This is a genomic window from Pseudomonas sp. IC_126 (assembly GCF_004331835.1).
GTDB lineage: Bacteria > Pseudomonadota > Gammaproteobacteria > Pseudomonadales > Pseudomonadaceae > Stutzerimonas.
On record NZ_SJSS01000003.1, the window covers coordinates 339,573 to 357,437 of the forward strand.

The following is a 17,865-nucleotide window of genomic DNA, read 5'->3' on the forward strand; positions in this document are numbered from 1 at the left end:
TCGCCGCGATTCGTCGCGGCGGCTGTTTGAAGGAGAACAACAAGAATGGCCAGCGTAACCCTGCGCAATATCTGCAAGAGCTATGAAGACGTCCCCATCACCTGCGGTATCGATCTGGATATCGCCGATGGGGAATTCGTGGTGTTCGTCGGCCCGTCCGGCTGTGGCAAGTCGACGCTGCTGCGGCTGATCGCAGGCCTAGAGGACATCACCGACGGAGAGCTGCAGATCGACGGCGAGCGGGTCAACGAACTGCCGCCGATGGATCGTTCGGTGGGAATGGTGTTTCAGTCCTACGCGCTCTATCCGCATATGAATGTCGCCGAAAACATGGCGTTCGGCTTGAAACTAGCGAAGATCGACAAAGCCGAGATAAAACAACGCGTGGATTCGGTGGCGAAGATTCTGCAACTCGACAAACTGCTCGACCGCAAGCCAAAGGATCTGTCCGGTGGACAGCGCCAGCGGGTTGCCATCGGGCGCACCATGGTGCGAGAGCCCAAGGTATTTTTGTTCGACGAACCGCTGTCGAATCTCGATGCCTTCCTCCGCGTGCAGATGCGCATTGAAATCTCGCGTCTGCATCAGCGTCTCAAGGCGACGATGATCTACGTGACCCACGATCAGGTCGAAGCCATGACCTTGGCTGACAAGATCGTCGTGCTCAACGCCGGGCGCATCGCCCAGGTCGGGCCACCGCTGGAGCTGTATCACTATCCGAAGAACCAGTTCGTGGCCGGTTTCATCGGCTCGCCACAGATGAATTTCCTGCCCGTGCGCGTACTGCGTGCGGACGCCGATTCGGTAGAGGTGACGATGCCGGGCGGCAGCACGTTGCGGGTGCCGGTGGATGGCACGCTGATCAACCCAGGCGATGCGTTGACGCTCGGCGTTCGGCCTGAGCATTTCGTCGATGCCGAACAAGCGGATTTCGTCTTCAACGGCGAGATTGCGGTGGCCGAGCGACTGGGCGATCACAACCTGCTACACCTGAACTTCGAAGGTGTGGATGACATGGTTGCGGTAGCCAGCGATGGCAATCGCCGCGTTGCCGTCGGCCAACCCTACGCCACCGGGCTGTTGGCTAACAAATGCCACCTGTTCCGCGCCGACGGTGCGGCCTGCGCGAGGCACTACCGCGAGCCAGCGCTGCACGGCTGATGAGCGAGGCAGCAGGCGTTCGGCCGGCTGCCTCGATGTCTAACGGGCGTGAAAAGATCTGTTAATGGCTGAGCTTCAAGCCCAGCAAGCCGGTACAGATCAGCAGCACGCTGCCCAGGCGAACCAAGCTCATCGACTCGCCGAACAGGATGATGCCGGCAATCACGGTGCCAACCGCGCCTACGCCGGTCCAGATCGCGTAGGCCGTACCCAGCGGCAATTCCTTCATCGCCAGACCCAGCAATCCAAGGCTGATCAGCATCGCGGCGACCGTAAGCACGGTGGGAAGAGGACGGGTAAACCCATCGGTGTACTTCAGGCCAACGGCCCAGCCAATCTCGAACAGACCGGCGAGAAACAGAATGATCCAGGACATGTGCACCTCTACAGGACGGTAATGTGGGTGGGGCCGTCCCCGATGCGTCTGTGCAGCCTGAGGTCGTCCTCAGCAGGCGCTATTGTGCACAAGGAAATGGTCCGGGCAAGCGGCCCGGACCAATGGGGCTGCGATTAGCTGGCTTGCTGCTCCTGATCCTTCATCCGGCGGTAGATAGTCGCGAGCAGCGCGCCGGAGAGGTTATGCCAGACGCTGAAAAGCGCGCTGGGTACCGCCGCCAAGGGCGAAAAGTGCGCGCTGGCCAGGGCCGCACCGAGGCCGGAGTTCTGCATGCCGACTTCGATCGAAAGTGTCTTGCGCTGCGCCAGCGGCAGGCCGAATAGGCGTCCGACAAAGTAGCCGAGGCTAAGCCCCAGACCGTTGTGCAGCATCACCACCGCCATGATCAGCAATCCCGACTCCGCAATCTTGGCCTGGCTGGCTGCAACCACGGCGGCGACGATGATCACGATGCTGACCACCGAGACCAGCGGCAGCACTTCGATCACATGGTGCACACGGTTGCCCAACAGACGGCGTGCAATCAGGCCGAGAGCGATTGGTAGCAGTACGATCTGGACGATGGACATGAACAGAGCGCCGAAGTTGACCGGTAGCCAAGCCGAGGCGAGCAGCCAGATCAACGCGGGCGTTACCAGCGGGGCGAGCAGCGTAGTGACAGCGGTGATCGCCACCGATAGCGCCACATCACCGCGAGAGAACCAAGCGATCACGTTAGACGCGGTACCGCCCGGGCAGCAGCCCACCAGAATCACTCCGACGGCGATCTCGGCCGGCAACCCCAGCAACTTGCAGAGCAGCCAGGCCAAAGTTGGCATGATCAGAAACTGCGCCCCGACACCCAACGCCACCCAAAGCGGGCGACGCGCGACTTCCGCGAAATCGGTCGCTTTCAACGTAAGTCCCATGCCGAACATGACCAGCCCCAACAACGGGACAATCCAGGCGGTGGCAGGCAGAAACCAGCTGGGCTGGAAGAAGGCGAGAACGGCGAACAGCAGGACCCAGAGGGCGAAGGTGTTGCCGACAAAGCGGCTGAGGGCGGCGAGGGCTCGCATTGGGCTTACCTTGTGATTATTGAGAGTGCGCCGTCAGCCGGGCCGACGGCGCTAGGGCAGTTTAGATGCCCTGCGGGATCTCCTCACCACCCAGGGCCTCGAACAGAGCGGGTAGGAATTCGCCGAAGGTCAGCATCATCAGCAGGAAGCTGGCGTCTTGTTGGCCGAGATCGTCGTCACCGCCGTCCTGTTCGGCCTGATCCTGCAGCAATTCTTCGAAGCGCAGCCGCTTGATCACCATCTTGTCGTCGAGCACGAAGGACAGTTTGTCCTGCCAGCCCAGCGACAGTTGAGTGACCTGCTTACCGACTTCCAGATGCTGTTGGATTTCGTCGCTGGTCAAGTCCTGGCGCTTGCAGCGCACCACGCCACCGTCTTCGTGCGTATCGCGCAGCTCGCATTCGTCGAGCACGAAAAAGTCATCGGCAGCTTTCTGAGTTTTCACCCATTCGGTCATGGTCGCCGAAGGAGCAATCTTGACGGTCAACGGACGCACCGGCAGGGAACCGATGGCCTCGCGTAGGGTGGAGAGCAGATCCTCGGCGCGTTTGGGGCTGGAGGAGTCGACCAGAATCAGACCCTGTTCCGGCGCGATGGCAGCGAAAGTGCCGGACTTGCGGATGAAGGCGCGCGGCAGAAAGGACTGGATGATGTCGTCCTTGAGCTGATCGCGTTCTTTTTTGTAGACCTTGCGCATCTGCTCGTTTTCGATCTCGTCAACCTTTTCCTTCAGTGCGTCCTTGACCACGCTGCCGGGCAGGATGCGCTCTTCCTTGCGCGTGGAGATCAGCAAAAAGCCCTGGCTGGCGTGCACCAGAGGCGCATCTTCGCCCTTACCGAGGGGCGCGACGAAACCGTAGGTGCTCAGCTCTTGGCTGGCACAGGGGCGGGCGGGCTTGGCGGCCAATGCAGCTTCAAGTGTCTCGACATCGAAAGGGACGTTCTGGGTGAGACGGTAGACGAGCAGGTTGCGAAACCACATGGCGATTTGGAACTCCGGTAAAAGCAAAGCGCGCATTATTCCCGTCCGAGCAACCCAGGCCAAGCCTGCAAGGTGCCAATGCCGATGGAAACCGCAATTCGGCAATAAACAGTGGGTTCCTAAGTCTTTGTAAGTTCTTTGATTTTTTTTTCAAAAGGGGGTTGCCAAGGTTCGGAACCGTCTCTAGAATGCGCCCCACTTCGAGAGCAAACGGGTGATTAGCTCAGCTGGGAGAGCATCTGCCTTACAAGCAGAGGGTCGGCGGTTCGATCCCGTCATCACCCACCACTCGAGGTTTAGCGCAGCGGTAGTTCAGTCGGTTAGAATACCGGCCTGTCACGCCGGGGGTCGCGGGTTCGAGTCCCGTCCGCTGCGCCATATTCGTTATCAGGGACCACTGAACGCCTTGATAGCATGAGAAAAGCGACCTTAGGGTCGCTTTTTTTTCGTCTTCGATTCGCAAAACCACTTGTCGACCGACGTTCGCCAAGCCCAGACATTTGCAGGGTGGGCCGGGCGGCGTTCCGTTTCAGCCCGCCAGCGGAGCGCGGTAAAAGGAAAGCTTCACGCTCTGCTCGCTTGTTTCGTGCGGCACTTCCTTTCTTTGCGCTGTCTTTACTCTTTACATCGGTACGCTCGGTAGCCACTGTCGGGGGCGACTGTTAAGCTCCGGCAATTGATTTCGCCTCCCTTTCAAGCGCATTTAAGGAAACAGAATGAGACATCATCGTTTGGCGTCTGCGATAGCCCTGGTTGGCCTGGTCCTGACGGGCTGTGATTCGGAAACCAGCGCCAAGCTGGAAACTCCGGCGCAGAAGGCGTCCTACGGCATTGGCCTGAACATGGGCAAGAGCCTGGCTCAGGAAGGGATGGATGATCTCGACTCGGTCGCTGTTGCGCAGGGTATCGACGATGCCCTGACCAAGCAGGAGCAGAAGCTGACCGACGAGGAGCTGATGGAGGCCTTTGCCTATCTGCAGACACGTGCCGAAGAGCGCATGGTCAAAATGAACGAAGAGGCGGTCGCAGCCGGGAAAAAATTCCTTGAAGAGAACGCCAAGCGTGAAGGCGTGAAGACCACCGAATCCGGCCTGCAATACGAAGTGATCAAGGAGGCCGATGGCCCTCAGCCTGGTCCGAATGACGTCGTTACCGTTCATTACGAGGGCAGCCTGACCGACGGCACCGTTTTCGATAGCTCGATCAAGCGTGGTTCTCCGATCGACCTGCCCGTTGGTGGCGTGATTCCGGGTTGGGTCGAAGGACTGCAACTGATGCATGTAGGCGAGAAGTACAAGCTGTACATCCCGAGCGAGCTGGCGTACGGCGAGCAAAGCCCGAGCCCGCTGATCCCGGCCAATTCGGTGCTGGTCTTCGATCTTGAACTGCTGGGTATCAAAGGCGACGAAACCGAAGAGGCCCCTGCCACCGAAGTCGAGCCCGAGGCTGCCGAAGAAGCCACTGCACAGTAAGGTTTTCGCTGTATCGAAGCCCTGTCCGTCAGGTTGTAAATCCGCAGACTAGACGCAAGCTGAAAATGAAAGCCCGTATCACTCGATACGGGCTTTTCCCTTTGTGGGGTTCATCCGGTGAGGGTGCCGGCAAATCCGTTCTCAGGTAGCTCTCAAGACATAAACAAACGCCCCGATGCCGTACAGCAGTCGGGGCGTTTGCCATTATCAAGTTTGGAACGTCACTCTGGTTGACTGGGCTTCTCTATGAGTGCCCGCTAGCGCGGCTTGCTCGCTTAGATCGTCTCAGCCCAGAGGTCGTACTCGTCGGCATTGGTCACGCGGACCCAGACCTTGTCGCCAGGCTGCAGTGGATGCTCGCTGTCGACGTAAACCATACCGTCGATTTCCGGGGCATCGGCGTAGGAGCGGCCGATAGCGCCGTCTTCATCGACCTCATCGATCAGCACTTCGATTTCCTGGCCGATCTTGCGCTCCAGGCGAGCGGCGCTGATGGCTTGCTGATGGGCCATGAAGCGGTCCCAGCGATCCTGCTTGACCTCGTCCGGTACCGGCTCGAGGTCCAGTTCCTCGGCCGGCGCGCCCTCGACCGGGGAGTACTGGAAGCAACCGACACGGTCCAATTGCGCTTCGGTCAGCCAGTCGAGCAGGTACTGGAAGTCCTCCTCGGTCTCGCCTGGGAAGCCGACAATGAAGGTCGAGCGAATGGTCAGCTGCGGACAGATCTCGCGCCACTTCTTGATGCGTGCCAGGGTCTTGTCCTCGAAGGCCGGGCGTTTCATGGCCTTGAGTACCTTCGGGCTGGCGTGCTGGAACGGGATATCCAGGTAGGGAAGCAGCTTGCCTTCGGCCATCAGAGGAATCACGTCATCGACATTCGGGTAGGGGTAGACGTAATGCAGACGTACCCACACGCCCATGCTCGACAGCGCCTGGCAGAGTTCCAGCATGCGGGTCTTGACCGGCTGGCCGTTCCAGAAATCGGTTTTGTACTTTACGTCGACGCCATAAGCGCTGGTGTCCTGGGAAATCACCAGGATCTCCTTGACGCCAGCCTTCACCAGGCGCTCGGCTTCGCTGAGCACATCGCCCACCGGACGGCTGACGAGCTTGCCGCGCATGGAGGGGATGATGCAGAAGCTGCAGGTGTGGTTGCAGCCTTCGGATATCTTCAGATAGGCGTAGTGACGCGGCGTCAGTTTGATGCCCTGCGGGGGAACCAGATCGACGAAGGGGTCATGATCAATATTGGGCGGCACCACTTCGTGCACGGCATTGACGACTTGTTCGTATTGCTGCGGACCGGTGACAGCCAGCACGCTGGGGTGCACGCTGCGGATGTTGTCCTCAGCCACGCCCATGCAGCCGGTGACGATCACCTTGCCGTTCTCGGCGATGGCCTCACCGATTGCTTCCAGCGATTCGGCTTTGGCGCTGTCGATGAAGCCGCAGGTATTGACCACCACCACGTCGGCGTCCTGATAGGTGGGCACGATCTGGTACCCCTCCATACGCAGCTGGGTCAGGATGCGTTCGGAGTCCACCGTGGCTTTAGGGCAGCCAAGTGAAACAAATCCAACAGTAGGCGCTTTGCTCATCGAGTAACCCTCAGGACACCAAGCGTAAAAAAGCGCGCGAGTATACAGCTATTTCTGCGGCTTTCGGTGGTCATCTGAGGCACAGGTGCCAGGCGGCATTCAGCATGGTCGAGCTTGAATCGATTCAACCGCCCCGGTTGAAATCCAACGCTGGATCCCGATCCAGTTCGGCGACCTCTGAGCGATTGCGGCCGTGCTGCTTGGCCAGGTACAGCGCGCCGTCGGCCAGTTTGAGGACGCGCTCGATGTTGTCGGCGTGTATGGGCCAGACGGCGATTCCGAGGGAAATGCTGATGTGACCCACCGGTGGGATCTGCTTTTGCTCGACGCAATGGCGCAAGCGTTCGGCGACTCGCAATGCCGATTCGACATTGGTATTCGGCAACAGCATCAGAAATTCTTCGCCACCACTTCGGCAAAGGGTATCGGCGTCTCGCGAGCAGGCGGTCATCAATTGCGCCAGCTGACGAATGACCTGATCGCCAGCATCGTGACCGTAACTGTCGTTGATGCGTTTGAAGTGGTCGATGTCCAGGGCTACGACCGCGAATGAATGGCCTTCGGCACTCAGAGCCTCCAGTGCAAGGGTAAGGCCGCGGCGGTTGTGCAGACCGGTCAAGGGATCGGTCTGGGCATCGAGGTTGAGCTTGCCGATACGTTGATGCAGCAGGTTGATGCCCAGCTGCATCGCTCGTTTGAGTTGCGCTGCCTCGAAATACCATGAGCGGATGCGCTGGATACGTTCCGCGCTGGTGGGTGCATCCATCCCGCCTGCGCTCTTGGCCAGTTGCCAGAGCGGACGCGAAATCAGCCCGGATAACCACCAGACGCCAACGAAGGTCAGCAGTGCGAGGGGGGCCGTTTGGCGCAACACTTCAAGCATCAAGTCGTCGAGCGGGTGTAGCGTCGCCGCGGTCGGGCGTTGCGCGATGATGCCCCAGCGCGCGGTCGGCACCGCGGCAAAACCGGCCAGCATGTCTTGTCCCTGACTGTTGATGACCCGCTGGCTACCCGACTCGCCGCTGACAACCCGATCGATGACCGCATTTCCTCCGACTACGGTGCCGAGGCGTTTGGGGTCCGGGTGGTAGAGCAACCGCCGATTCTGGTCTACCGCGTACAGGTAGGAACCGTCCTGGTAAAAATGCTCGCCGAGCATGCTGTTAAGGATGTTCGGCTCCTTGAGACTGATGACGCCGCCGATGTAGCCAAGGTACGTGCCGTCTTCGTCGAGGATCGGTTGGGATATCGAGATCACGAGCGTCCCGAGCGCTGAAATGTAGGGGCTGCTGATCAGCGGCCGTCGCTCTCGAAGTGCTTCTTGCGCGCCGGGTGAACCCAGTTGGTGCCCGATCAGCGGCTCGCTGTTGGGCGAAATCGCACGCACCACACTCCGGACGTCGGTGACGACGACGGTGTTGAAACTGTTCGTCTGCAACCGCAGTCGTTCGACCTCCCTGCGCAGCGTTTCATCATCGAACTGCTCTGCCAGGATATTTGCGCTGTAGCGGAGCTGCTGCTGCACCGAATCGAAGAAGGTTTCGGTGCCGACCGCCAGTTTGGCCGCGTAGGCCCGATTGGCCTCGAGGGTGCTGTCGATGAGCGATTCGCGCTGCACCTGATAGCTCGCATAAAAGCTGATGCTCAGCGTAATCAGCCCGCTGAGAATCGCCAGCATCACAATCAGCCGCCGCAGGTCTACGCGAAACAGTAGGGCAAAAGACATGAAATCTGATTGTCGATAGGCAGAAGGAAATCGCGATGCATGGTAGGGGGTTTAGCTATGACGCTCCAGGCCTCGTCACAATCTTTCGCAGCAAATCGAGCAGGCTGTCTATGGTGTAGGCAGAAATCAGGGCGCAGGGCTGAGGTCTATACGGGCGGCACGCTCGCGAGCCCCAGGTAGATAGCGTTTCAGCCGTAATGCCGGGGACTCGATCCAATGCCAGGACAACGCTGCGATGGCGATGCTTGCAAAGAGGCTGATCGCCATGAATGCGCCCAGCGGCAACTGCGGGCTGAACCAGTGCATCAGCAACTGCTGGATCGGGAAGCTGAAAATGTAGATGCCGTACGAGAAATCGCCATACCTGCCGAATCCGGACAATCGTGGAATCCGCAGGTGTGCCAGATAGATGGTCAGGTAAGGCAATGTCAGAACGTGGATGTACAGCCATAGCTCAGTTTTGGCACTGAGCAGCGAAAGCGCGAGCAAGCTCAGGGCGACCTTCCAGTTCCAGGGCAGATTTCTGCGATGTAGGTATAGCGCCGAACCGAGGAAGAAGAACATCCCCAGCCGGGTGGACTTACGCAGAATGTCGCTGTCCAGCCCCAGACCAGGTGCTAGCTGGAAATGGATCAACATCAACATCGCGGGCACGGTCAGCACGGCGAGTCGCCCGAATAACTTGAGCAGCCCCATCGCCAGCAATGAGGCGTACATCAGCACTTCGTAGGGCAATGTCCAGACCGATCCATTGACGGTGCCGGGAAAGGGGTTGTCGGTGAAGACGGCCGGTAGATGAAATTGCGTGATCAGGGCCATGTTGCTGAGGTAGCCCAGGGTCTGGCTATTGAGAAGGTATGCCTTCAGCGACAGCCCGGTCGCCAGTGGCCCGACGACGAACGCAGTGAGTAAGACCGATACGCACAACGCTGGAAAAATCCGCAGCGCGCGCTTGGCGACGAAGTCCAGAACGCTGCGACTGTTCATCCATGAGGCGGCGATCAAAAAGCCGCTCATTACGAAGAACAGGTTCACGGCAATGTCGGCGGTATCCATCGATCCGGTGAATAGCCGTACCGGTTCGACATTGCCGGCTCCCGACAGCCAATAGCAGTGGCCGATGACAACTGCCGAAGCGGCGAAGAATCGCAGGAAGTCGAAGTTGTTTGCGTCACGTTGCACTGATGTGACGTCCATGAGCCATCCCTCGATGAGCTGGGCAGCGGGGAGCCGCCAGCGATAGGTCAACGCAATGGAAAGATCTTGCTCATGCCCAGGGCACCGTTTTCGCCGTCATGAATGGCTTGCTCGATAAGCTTCAGGCGCTTACGGGTATTACGCAGCCGGGCGATTAAGCGCAGTAGGGTCAAGAAGATCGCACGATTGAGGCGATGCAGCCGGGGAGAAGCGGCCCAGACGTTCTTGTCGAACCAGGCTTGATTGCGCGCGGCGTAGTAGGCGCGGAAATCCGAGTCGCCGAGCAGGAAGGTTTCGTAGATGTTGCGGGTGCGCGCCTTGATGTTCCAGGATTCTTCGAGCTCGTCGATCACGGCATCGGTAAAGAGGAACAGACGACCGCCGCCAGCAGTGATGCGTCGCGTGTATTCAGTGTCGTCGACATAAAGCACCAGTTCCTTCAGCGGCAAGCCGATGCGTTGGTACAGACTGCGATGCGCCAGCATACCGCCATAGGGGGCGAACGGCAGGCTGATGCTCGCTGGCCGTTTACCGGGCCGCTTGGCCCACGGCAGGCGGCGCCACAGCTTGTAGGGGAGCTGCGCGATGTGAAAGCCGAAATAGCTGGAGCGCGGCTGAAGGATGTAGCGCGGCGGTACGCCTTGGGCAACGTCCGCCTGCTGCGTCGCGCGATAGCCCAGCACCGCGACTCGTTCCGGGCCTAGCAGGCTACCCAGGCGTGCCAGTTCACGATGCAGGATCGACACCGCCGCGGTGGTCGGAGCGTTGTCGTCATCCATCATCCAGATGTAATCGGCCCCGCCTGCCAGGGCAGCTTCGAGCGCCACGGCATAGCCATTCGCCGAGCCTGTATTGTGCGGGAGCTGGATTAGTCGGACCTTTCCAGGCCAGCGCTCCGGCAGTTGCTCCAGCGGCGCCAGCGCGGCATTGCTCACGACGATCACTTCGTTGATTTCGACGAAGGCCAGCGCGCGCTCGATCAGCTGTTGCAGGTAAGCCAGCCGATCGCCATAGGTCACGGTCACCACTGTGGTTTTGGGAGTCATGGGGTGTCTCGGCATGAATCGCGGAACGGCTGTCGCGTCAACGGCGCAACGCCGTCGGTGAGGCGCTTGAAGCGCGGCAGCGCGAAGCCCGTGGACTGGAGTGTCAGAGGTCGCTGGCGGTTTCAGTCATCTCGGCATCGGGCGGTACTGTGGCCAGATCGGCACCGAGAATGTCGGTGTCCCGGTCTGCGATAAAGAACGCATGGAAGACGCTGATCAACCGGCTTCCATTGGGCATTCCTGGCAACTCGGGCGCCTGGAATATTTCGGTATAGGAATAACCGTCGGCGTAAACCAGCGATTGCCTATTTTGGTCTGCACTGTCCATGGCACCTCCAAAAGGTCGCAGGGTTAAAACGAGTAGCGGATGCTGTCGCCAGAGCGGATGTACTGGCTATCGGAAAGCGGTCTCGCCAGACGTACTGGCGGGGGCGTAATCGTTACGGACCCACTGGTGGCGCTGCACGATGGTGCGATCCGGCGAGCCCCATGATCGAAGATAATCGCCCGGCCCACCGAGCTGTTGGCACAGCTGGGCACGTCCCGTGCGAAGCTTTCGTGACCTTGCCGATACAGCTCACCGTCGGTGTGCTGGGCGATATGGACGGCGCCTGTCGTCCCGCTGATCAGCAAGGCAAGGCCTAATACGCAGGTGGTCTGGACTCGTTGAGTTGCGGTTGCTGTGTTCATCCTTGAAACCTCGCAATTGAGATGGGGTCCTTATCAGGCGGGCTTCATTGGAACCGCCGTTGGGTAAACCGGTGCGACGCTCACCGGTGCAACGGTCGGTCGGGGCAACAGCGCATCCTGTCCCTGAAGCAAAGAAACCTCGCGAACCCTAGTATCGACGAAGGTCTTAATCTCTTGCCTGAATCGTTCGGTTGAAAAACGCTCCGCGCTTGCACGGCAGGTGTCGGGCAATATGTGATGTGCTTCCGATTCGAATTCCGCGACCGCAGCAATCAGGGACTCTGGCGTCTGCTCGGCGTAGAAGATCCCTGTCGGCTCGGGGTGATCGATTCCCCGCACGGTTTCGAGCACGCCACCTTTTCCATAGGCGATCACGGGGGTGCCACAGGCTTGAGCTTCGATGGGCGCGATGCCGAAATCTTCCTCCGCGGCGAACACGAAGGCGCGGGCGCGTTGCATGTGATGCAGCAGCACGGCGAAGTTCTGATAGCCCATCAGCGTCACGTTAGGTGTTGCGAGCTCCTTTGCCTTCTCCATTTCGGGTCCGGTGCCGATCACGATCAGCTTCTTGTCTGGCATGCGCGAAAAGGCTTCGACGATCATCGGAATGCGTTTGTACGGCACCATCCGAGACGCCGTTAGATAAAAGTCTTCTTTATCCGCATATAGCGTGAACTGACGGGTGTCGACGGGCGGATAGATCACGGTTGACTCACGGCGGTAGCTTTTGTTGATGCGCCGGCCGATGAAGTGAGAGTTGGCGATGAACTCGTCTACGCCGCTCGCGGTGCGCTGGTCCCACATGCGCATGTAGTGCAGCAGCATGCGCGCCAGTTTGGCCTTGAGACCATGGTCCAGACTGGCCTCGTGCAGATACTGGTGCTGGAGGTCCCAGGCGTAGCGGATCGGCGAGTGCACGTAGCTGATGTGCAGTTGGTTCGGCCCGGTGAGTACGCCCTTTGCCACGGCATGGCTGCTGGATATCACCAGGTCATAGGGCGACATGTCGAGCTGCTCGATAGCCAGGGGCATCAGGGGCAGATACTTCTGGTAGTGCGTCTTCGCCTTGGGCAGTTGTTGGATGAAAGTGGTGGTGGCGCGTTTGCCGCCGAGACTGGCTCGATCTTCGTCGGAGAGAAAGTCGATGACGGCGAACAGGTCTGCTTCCGGCCAGGTCTCAAGCAGCCCGGCAAGCACCCGTTCGGCGCCTGCGTAGGTCACCAGCCAGTCATGAACAATGGCGATTTTCATACGTTAGCCTTCATGGATAAAGAGTGGCAGCGGGATCAATCGTCGATCGGTCGGCGACTGAAGTTTGGGAGTGCCGCGGCGATGCGGCAGATGGTTGTGGACGCACTCGGCATGGCCGGCTTCTGTCGGCGTTTGCCCGAGTTAATGCTTGGGCTGGCCGAGCGGGAGCTGTTGTAGGTCTGCTTTCCTACCATCACTCACGCCAGTGAATGCTTGGTCGATCAGCCGGGATACCTGCCGGGCGGACGAATTCCAGCAGTACCGCGCTACATTCGCCTTGCCACGCCGCCGCAGATCCTGGCGTAAGGCCTCGTCGCGCAGGACCCGCTGCATGCAATCTGCGATGTCCTGGACCTTCAAAGGATCGAAGTACAGCGCGCTGTCGCCCAGGACTTCCGGAATGGAGGCGGCACGTGCCGCGATGACGGGGCAGCCACAGGCCTGCGCCTCGAGCGGGGGGATGCCAAAGCCTTCGTAAATCGACGGAAACACGAAGGCCGTTGCGCCCTGGTAGGCCTCCACCAGCTCTTGATCGGTGAGCCTGCCAAGCATGCGGATGCGCCGGTTGCCGGCCACATCATGGACGCTGCCGGAGAAGATTCGGTTCGAGTCGCCGATGATGCGCAGCTCGACTTCATCGAGCCCTTCAAGTTTCAGAAATGCCGCGACCATCCTGGCGAAGTTCTTGTGCGCGCTGGGTGATGACACTGCAAGCAGATAAGGCGCCGAGCCACGCGAACATTGCTCGGCACAGAAGGGTTGAAAGCGCGTGTCCACGGCGTTGGGCACCACGCAAATATGGCGTGCCGGATAGCCATAGAAGCGCGCTATCTCTTTCCGGGAAAATTCGCTCACGGTAATCAGCGCCTTGATTCGTTTGAGTAACAGCGGTGTCAGATTGCGATAGATGGCCCGGAACGCTCTCGAGTAGCTTTCCGGATGCCTGACATAGGTAATGTCATGATGGGTCGCGATCTGGTTGCCATAAGCGAGCGGGGCGGTATTGCAGAGCGAAACCAGCGGTGGGCTGCCATTACGTGCGAGCCACAGCGGGAGGTCCAGTTGTTCCCAGAGATGGCCTCGGTGGCGCCCGATGCGGCGTACCTGCAACTGTTCGGCGCTGTCGTGCAGGCGTATGTCGTTTGGCGCAACGAAGACCAGGTCATCGCGCAGGCTTCCGAGCTGCAGGCTGATCTGCTCCGCGAAGCGCTGTACACCTCGCATTTCCTGGGTCAGAAAGCGGGCATTGATCACAATCATCTGAAATTCCCCTTTTCAAAAAACTGTTCACGAGTCGAGAGCTTCTGCAAGGGTCTGTTGCCGTTTTGTCGCGAGCCGCGTTGCTGCGCCAAATGTCGCCAGGCCGGGCGGCGTTCCGCAAGGCGCGGCCGCGTACGAAACGGCAACAGACCCTAGGAGCCGGAGCGAGCCGCAGCGGACTTGCCGAGGCTGATGATTTTCGGAAATCCATCGAGTTCGATATTGGCGGTGCAGTTGTTCGCCTCGGCCGGGCAATTCCATGCCGCGTCGCTTTGGGTTCGGCCGTTTTCAGGATGCTTGGTATCGATCAGCTCCAGCGCGCCGGTTGCCTGGCCCGCGGATTCAATGCTGATTGAGCGTGTTTGGTCGGTGCTCCAGGCGACGAGAAGCTGTTCTTCAGCGTTACCGAAGCGCATCAGAACGGTGTCTTTCCTGGGTTCGTCGACATGACCAAGGAACTGGTAGTTCTGGATGATCGGGCTGACCACCTTGAGCACCCGATACGCGGGCTTCAGGGCGTAGTTCTGACGGAGCAAGCCGAAGTTGTGCTCCCGCTCACGCTTGTCGGTGCCATCGTTTCGCAAGTCGTACCACCAGTAGCCCCGCACATTGGGCAGCGTCTTCACGAGCAGGAAGCTGCGCGCCAGATAAGCGGCCTGCAGGCTTTCGTCGATGCCACAGGAACCCTGATAGGCCGGCCAGCTCATCTCTGTCAGATACAGCGGCACCGGCTGGCCGGCGGCGGCTGACAATTCCATATCAACGTCGGCAAGCCACTCGATCCAGGCCTCTGGGGTGTTCTTGCCCCGGCCACGGCAATGTACGTATGGGTGCAGCGAGAGGCCGTCGATCGATTGCATCACGCCGGCTTCGATCAGGCGCAGGGCGAAACCGGATTCGATGCCTTTGGTGGTCACCGCGCCGGCCAACACTTTGGCGTCCGGATCATGCTGGCGAATGATGCCCGCTGCGTCGGTGATCAACCGGACGTAGTCCTGCGTGAATTGCGGATCAATCGGGTTCTCGACGTCCCACTCGTTCCAGACTTCGTAGTGCTTGATACGGCCGCGAAATTGCTGCGCGACGAAGGCGACGTAACGGTTGAAGGCGGCGCGTACCGGCTCACTGCGCGGCTTTTCTCCGTCGCCGTGAAAATGATTGCCGTAGCCCAGAATGAATAGGCTATCGAGCCCCTGCGCTTCGGTGCCGGCGAGATAGCGGTACCAGTGCGGCTCCACCTTGAGCCGGTCGCGGCTGCGTTCGAGAAACGCCCAGTGCGCGTCGGTTCGTATCGACTCGATACCGGCGTCGCGCAACAGTTGATTGCCTTGGCTGCGGCTGTCACGTAAATGCAGGTCATGCGAGCAGACGCCGAGGATGAACGGGTCTTCCGGCTGCTGTGCCGGTGACTGCAGCGCCAGGCCGGATATGGCCGCGACAAGTGCCAGACGGCAAAAATTGAGGCGGGTACTCATGGTCGCTCGTCCCTGTGTCTATAGGCATGCGGTTCAAGGCCGCCATGCGGTTGTGCTGTGGTGACCTGGCTGTACGTCCCTCGATGAAGCGCGTCCCGAGGCGTCAGGACATGGGCGATTGCCATACCGAGGAACAGGGTGGAGGTGGTGACTTCCAATACATCGGTTGCCCAGCCGATCAGGCAGGTGCAGAAGACGATGCCCAGCAGGGCGTCACGAATGCGCGGGCCACGGTCGTGCAGGCGCAGCAGCAACGGGAACAACAGCAAATACAGCAGTACGCCGAACACGCCGAGCATTCCCCAGAGATACAGCGCCGTGTTGTCGGCGATGCTCAGCAGCTCCAGCCAGGCCAGTGGAAAGACCGCTGCACTACTGCCTACCGCACCGAAACCTGCACCCCACCAACCCCAACCTTCGTTGGTGATCACCTCAATGAAATTCGGCCAGCTATGGATCAGACGGTCGTTGAAGGACGCAAGCATGCCGCCGCTGTAGGCCTCGGCCTGCGGAATGTTCAGCAGCAGGCTGGCGATCGGCAATGCCATCCCTGTCAGCACCGCAATGAAAAACGCCGTGGCGCTGGGCATGCGATATCCGGCGAGGAACAGCATCATCAGCGTCAGCAGATAAGCCGCGGCGGTGGACTTGTTGGTGGTGAGAAAGATCGCGCCGAAGGCCAGCGGGTAAAGCATCATCCGCAGCAGTCGGGAGCGCAGGAAAGCCGCCAGAAACAGGCTGTACAGAGCGATCATCACCGCCAGGTTGGTCGACATCCGGGCGAATCCGGCGAGACGGTCGGTACTGCCGAAGGCCCAGGATTTGTTCGCAGTCACCTCGACGTCGCCCATCATGTAGCTGTACCCCTTCCATGGCACGTGGGTGAACATATCCAGTGCGATGCCTAGCAGAGAGGCCATCAGACATAGCCCGATCACCCAGCCCAACAGGACGGTTCTGCGTTCCAGGTAGGTGCCGCAGAACAGCCCGAACAGCAGCGGAACATAGATGAACAAGCTGAAGCCGATGTTTCTCAGCGAAGCCCCGTGAAGTAGCGCGAACGAGCTCGAAACCACCAATGCAAATAGCACCAGCCATACGCCGGGCCTGCTTCGTGCGTGCGGCAATTCGAGCGCCACTGCTGCCAAACAAGCCAGCTTTGGTAGGTAGAGCAGGGCGGAGATACCGGCGATATCGAGGTAATAGCGCAGCGCCCCGGCAAAGGTTTCGCTGATCAGCAGCGAGGCCGCGATCAATGTCAGCAGGGTTGGCTTGTCAATCGCCAGCGGGCTCGATCTGGGATGCGGTGTAATCAGTGAAATCGGCGTCATCGTGGGCTCTCCGGCCGTGTAGCGCGGCATGCAGGATCGATTGGTACTGATCGAGCATGCGTTCCATGTCTAGAAATGGCGCAACGCTGTTATGCGCCTGCTGCGATAACCGCTGGCGCAGGCCGCTGTCCAGATAGAGCTTGAGCATCGCTCTGCCGAGCGAGTCGGGGTCGGCCGGTGAGCAGAGCAGCCCGTTGAGATTGTTCTGGATGATCTCCGGCAGGCCACCCATGTTCGTTGCGATGACGGGCAGGTGCTGGGCACAGGCTTCGACGGCTACCAGCCCGAAGGGCTCGGCCCATATCGAAGGCACCACCAGTACGTCGATGTTGCGCATGAAAGTGGCGGCATTCTGATAGCCGACGAAGCGGACTTTGGCCGGATCGGCCTTTGCCTTCAGCTGCGCTTCATCGTCCAGCTTGCCGCGCCCGGCGATTTCCAGGGTGGCGTTGATTGACAGTTCTTGAAACTGATCGATCAGCCACCCCACGCCCTTGTTTTCCGACAGCGTGCCGATATAGCCGAAACGCAACAGGCCGCTGTGGTTATGACGCGGCGTGCGCGGTGCGCTCTCGCTCAGTGTCGCGCTGTTATGCACCACGTGGCGGCTGGCCTGGCTGAAATACCCGTGCCCGGACACCCGGTCCAGAATGAAGCGACTGACGCCGATTACCGCGGCGACCTGTGCCGAGGCCCCCGCGTGATGCTGACGGAAAGCCGAACACATACCGCACTGGCGCTCGCAACTGCGGCCTTTGCTGAACATGGTGTCTTTAGGGCACAACAAATAGAGATCATGCAGCACCTGAACGATCGGCACACCGGCCGCGCTGATCTCGTCCCACGCGGAGATCGACCATCCGGTCAGGTTGTGGCAGATCACCACGTCCGGCTGCTCACGTGCGATCACCTCGCGAACGTACAGGCGCATGCGGCGGTTGTAGCGATCGCGGTAATGCCAGCCGAGGCGCAACAACAGGTTGGGCCGGCTCTGGGTGAAGTGCCAGTAAAGGTTGTGCAGGCCGGCGCGATAGAGTCGCACGCCGCCTAGCGTTTCCTCATGCAGCCCGGTCTCCGGGCCGGTGGCCAGCACCGTTACGTCGCACCCTCGGCCCTGAAGGCCTTCGGCCAACTGGCGCACGACAATTTCCGCGCCACCACCCACATGGGGTGCGTACAGGCTGTGCAGAAACAGAATCTTCATGATCGGAACCCCGAGTT

The 17,865-nt window shown here is 59.9% G+C and carries 16 protein-coding genes and 2 tRNA genes; 5 read left to right on the forward strand and 13 right to left on the reverse strand.

The genetic code is table 11. The features are described 5' to 3' along the window. Positions 1–45 precede the first annotated feature (45 nt). Entirely contained in the window at positions 46–1,161 is a 1,116-nt protein-coding gene (gene malK, locus E0D86_RS12425) for a maltose/maltodextrin ABC transporter ATP-binding protein MalK (RefSeq protein ID WP_131650347.1), read from the forward strand. A gap of 61 nt (positions 1,162–1,222) precedes the next feature. On the opposite strand, the gene sugE is transcribed toward malK, so the two are convergent. The 3 genes from sugE to rdgC form a co-directional block, all read right to left on the reverse strand. Continuing rightward, the gene (sugE, locus tag E0D86_RS12430; protein WP_131650348.1) at positions 1,223–1,537 is read right to left on the reverse strand and encodes a quaternary ammonium compound efflux SMR transporter SugE; all 315 of its coding nucleotides are present in this window, start codon (positions 1,535–1,537) and stop codon (positions 1,223–1,225) included. Between the two features lie 134 nt (positions 1,538–1,671). Further along, entirely contained in the window at positions 1,672–2,616 is a 945-nt protein-coding gene (locus E0D86_RS12435) for a bile acid:sodium symporter family protein (RefSeq protein WP_131650349.1), read from the reverse strand. Between the two features lie 61 nt (positions 2,617–2,677). Next, a complete protein-coding gene (gene rdgC / locus E0D86_RS12440; RefSeq protein ID WP_131650519.1) occupies positions 2,678–3,598 on the reverse strand; it encodes a recombination-associated protein RdgC in 921 nt (306 codons plus the stop codon). A gap of 212 nt (positions 3,599–3,810) precedes the next feature. Between rdgC and E0D86_RS12445 the strand changes: the two genes are divergently transcribed. From E0D86_RS12445 to E0D86_RS12455, 3 genes are all read left to right on the forward strand, one after another. Then, a tRNA-Val gene (locus E0D86_RS12445) sits at positions 3,811–3,886 on the forward strand. Positions 3,887–3,899: 13 nt separating this feature from the next. Further along, positions 3,900–3,976, forward strand: a tRNA-Asp gene (locus E0D86_RS12450). Positions 3,977–4,314: 338 nt separating this feature from the next. Next, the gene (locus tag E0D86_RS12455; protein WP_131650350.1) at positions 4,315–5,070 is read left to right on the forward strand and encodes an FKBP-type peptidyl-prolyl cis-trans isomerase; all 756 of its coding nucleotides are present in this window, start codon (positions 4,315–4,317) and stop codon (positions 5,068–5,070) included. 275 nt (positions 5,071–5,345) lie between these two features. Here E0D86_RS12455 and rimO read toward each other — a convergent pair whose 3' ends face one another. From rimO to E0D86_RS12485, 6 genes are all read right to left on the reverse strand, one after another. Beyond that, positions 5,346–6,668, reverse strand: coding sequence for a 30S ribosomal protein S12 methylthiotransferase RimO (rimO, locus tag E0D86_RS12460; protein ID WP_131650351.1), 1,323 nt, complete (start codon positions 6,666–6,668; stop codon positions 5,346–5,348). A gap of 124 nt (positions 6,669–6,792) precedes the next feature. Next, positions 6,793–8,394, reverse strand: coding sequence for a sensor domain-containing diguanylate cyclase (locus E0D86_RS12465; RefSeq protein WP_131650352.1), 1,602 nt, complete (start codon positions 8,392–8,394; stop codon positions 6,793–6,795). Between the two features lie 126 nt (positions 8,395–8,520). Next, positions 8,521–9,591 (reverse strand): acyltransferase, encoded by a 1,071-nt coding sequence (locus tag E0D86_RS12470; RefSeq protein WP_131650353.1) that lies wholly within the window; start codon positions 9,589–9,591, stop codon positions 8,521–8,523. Between the two features lie 47 nt (positions 9,592–9,638). Then, positions 9,639–10,637: a glycosyltransferase gene (locus E0D86_RS12475; protein ID WP_131650354.1), complete on the reverse strand. Its 999-nt coding sequence runs from the start codon at positions 10,635–10,637 to the stop codon at positions 9,639–9,641. A 103-nt stretch (positions 10,638–10,740) separates the two neighbouring features. Continuing rightward, positions 10,741–10,965 carry a hypothetical protein gene (locus E0D86_RS12480; protein ID WP_131650355.1) on the reverse strand — a complete coding sequence of 75 codons (225 nt, stop codon included), beginning with the start codon at positions 10,963–10,965 and terminating at the stop codon, positions 10,741–10,743. A gap of 395 nt (positions 10,966–11,360) precedes the next feature. Next, positions 11,361–12,578, reverse strand: coding sequence for a glycosyltransferase family 4 protein (locus tag E0D86_RS12485; RefSeq protein WP_131650356.1), 1,218 nt, complete (start codon positions 12,576–12,578; stop codon positions 11,361–11,363). Here E0D86_RS12485 and E0D86_RS21410 point away from each other — a divergent pair. Beyond that, positions 12,558–12,755: a hypothetical protein gene (locus tag E0D86_RS21410; RefSeq protein ID WP_165914235.1), complete on the forward strand. Its 198-nt coding sequence runs from the start codon at positions 12,558–12,560 to the stop codon at positions 12,753–12,755. The genes E0D86_RS12485 and E0D86_RS21410 overlap by 21 nt on opposite strands. Here E0D86_RS21410 and E0D86_RS12490 read toward each other — a convergent pair. The 4 genes from E0D86_RS12490 to E0D86_RS12505 form a co-directional block, all read right to left on the reverse strand. After that, positions 12,720–13,838 (reverse strand): glycosyltransferase family 1 protein, encoded by a 1,119-nt coding sequence (locus E0D86_RS12490; protein WP_131650357.1) that lies wholly within the window; start codon positions 13,836–13,838, stop codon positions 12,720–12,722. The genes E0D86_RS21410 and E0D86_RS12490 overlap by 36 nt on opposite strands. A gap of 152 nt (positions 13,839–13,990) precedes the next feature. Then, a complete protein-coding gene (locus E0D86_RS12495; RefSeq protein ID WP_131650358.1) occupies positions 13,991–15,313 on the reverse strand; it encodes a hypothetical protein in 1,323 nt (440 codons plus the stop codon). After that, complete coding sequence (locus E0D86_RS12500; protein ID WP_131650359.1) at positions 15,310–16,644, reverse strand: hypothetical protein; 1,335 nt, start codon at positions 16,642–16,644, stop codon at positions 15,310–15,312. Before E0D86_RS12500 ends, E0D86_RS12495 begins: the two co-directional genes overlap by 4 nt. Further along, a complete protein-coding gene (locus tag E0D86_RS12505) occupies positions 16,589–17,848 on the reverse strand; it encodes a glycosyltransferase family 4 protein (protein WP_131650360.1) in 1,260 nt (419 codons plus the stop codon). Before E0D86_RS12505 ends, E0D86_RS12500 begins: the two co-directional genes overlap by 56 nt. Positions 17,849–17,865: the final 17 nt, after the last annotated feature.

Excerpts from the sequence above, each read along its gene's own strand:
- malK (WP_131650347.1), top strand. The coding sequence starts at position 46 with ATGGCCAGCGTAACCCTGCGCAATATCTGCAAGAGCTATGAAGACGTC.
- E0D86_RS12500 (WP_131650359.1), bottom strand. The coding sequence starts at position 16,644 with ATGACGCCGATTTCACTGATTACACCGCATCCCAGATCGAGCCCGCTG.
- E0D86_RS12455 (WP_131650350.1), top strand. The coding sequence starts at position 4,315 with ATGAGACATCATCGTTTGGCGTCTGCGATAGCCCTGGTTGGCCTGGTC.
- E0D86_RS12490 (WP_131650357.1), bottom strand. The coding sequence starts at position 13,838 with ATGATTGTGATCAATGCCCGCTTTCTGACCCAGGAAATGCGAGGTGTA.
- E0D86_RS12485 (WP_131650356.1), bottom strand. The coding sequence starts at position 12,578 with ATGAAAATCGCCATTGTTCATGACTGGCTGGTGACCTACGCAGGCGCC.
- rdgC (WP_131650519.1), bottom strand. The coding sequence starts at position 3,598 with ATGTGGTTTCGCAACCTGCTCGTCTACCGTCTCACCCAGAACGTCCCT.
- E0D86_RS12470 (WP_131650353.1), bottom strand. The coding sequence starts at position 9,591 with ATGGACGTCACATCAGTGCAACGTGACGCAAACAACTTCGACTTCCTG.
- E0D86_RS12505 (WP_131650360.1), bottom strand. The coding sequence starts at position 17,848 with ATGAAGATTCTGTTTCTGCACAGCCTGTACGCACCCCATGTGGGTGGT.
- E0D86_RS12475 (WP_131650354.1), bottom strand. The coding sequence starts at position 10,637 with ATGACTCCCAAAACCACAGTGGTGACCGTGACCTATGGCGATCGGCTG.
- E0D86_RS12480 (WP_131650355.1), bottom strand. The coding sequence starts at position 10,965 with ATGGACAGTGCAGACCAAAATAGGCAATCGCTGGTTTACGCCGACGGT.
- E0D86_RS12495 (WP_131650358.1), bottom strand. The coding sequence starts at position 15,313 with ATGAGTACCCGCCTCAATTTTTGCCGTCTGGCACTTGTCGCGGCCATA.
- E0D86_RS12465 (WP_131650352.1), bottom strand. The coding sequence starts at position 8,394 with ATGTCTTTTGCCCTACTGTTTCGCGTAGACCTGCGGCGGCTGATTGTG.
- sugE (WP_131650348.1), bottom strand. The coding sequence starts at position 1,537 with ATGTCCTGGATCATTCTGTTTCTCGCCGGTCTGTTCGAGATTGGCTGG.
- E0D86_RS12435 (WP_131650349.1), bottom strand. The coding sequence starts at position 2,616 with ATGCGAGCCCTCGCCGCCCTCAGCCGCTTTGTCGGCAACACCTTCGCC.
- E0D86_RS21410 (WP_165914235.1), top strand. The coding sequence starts at position 12,558 with ATGAACAATGGCGATTTTCATACGTTAGCCTTCATGGATAAAGAGTGG.
- rimO (WP_131650351.1), bottom strand. The coding sequence starts at position 6,668 with ATGAGCAAAGCGCCTACTGTTGGATTTGTTTCACTTGGCTGCCCTAAA.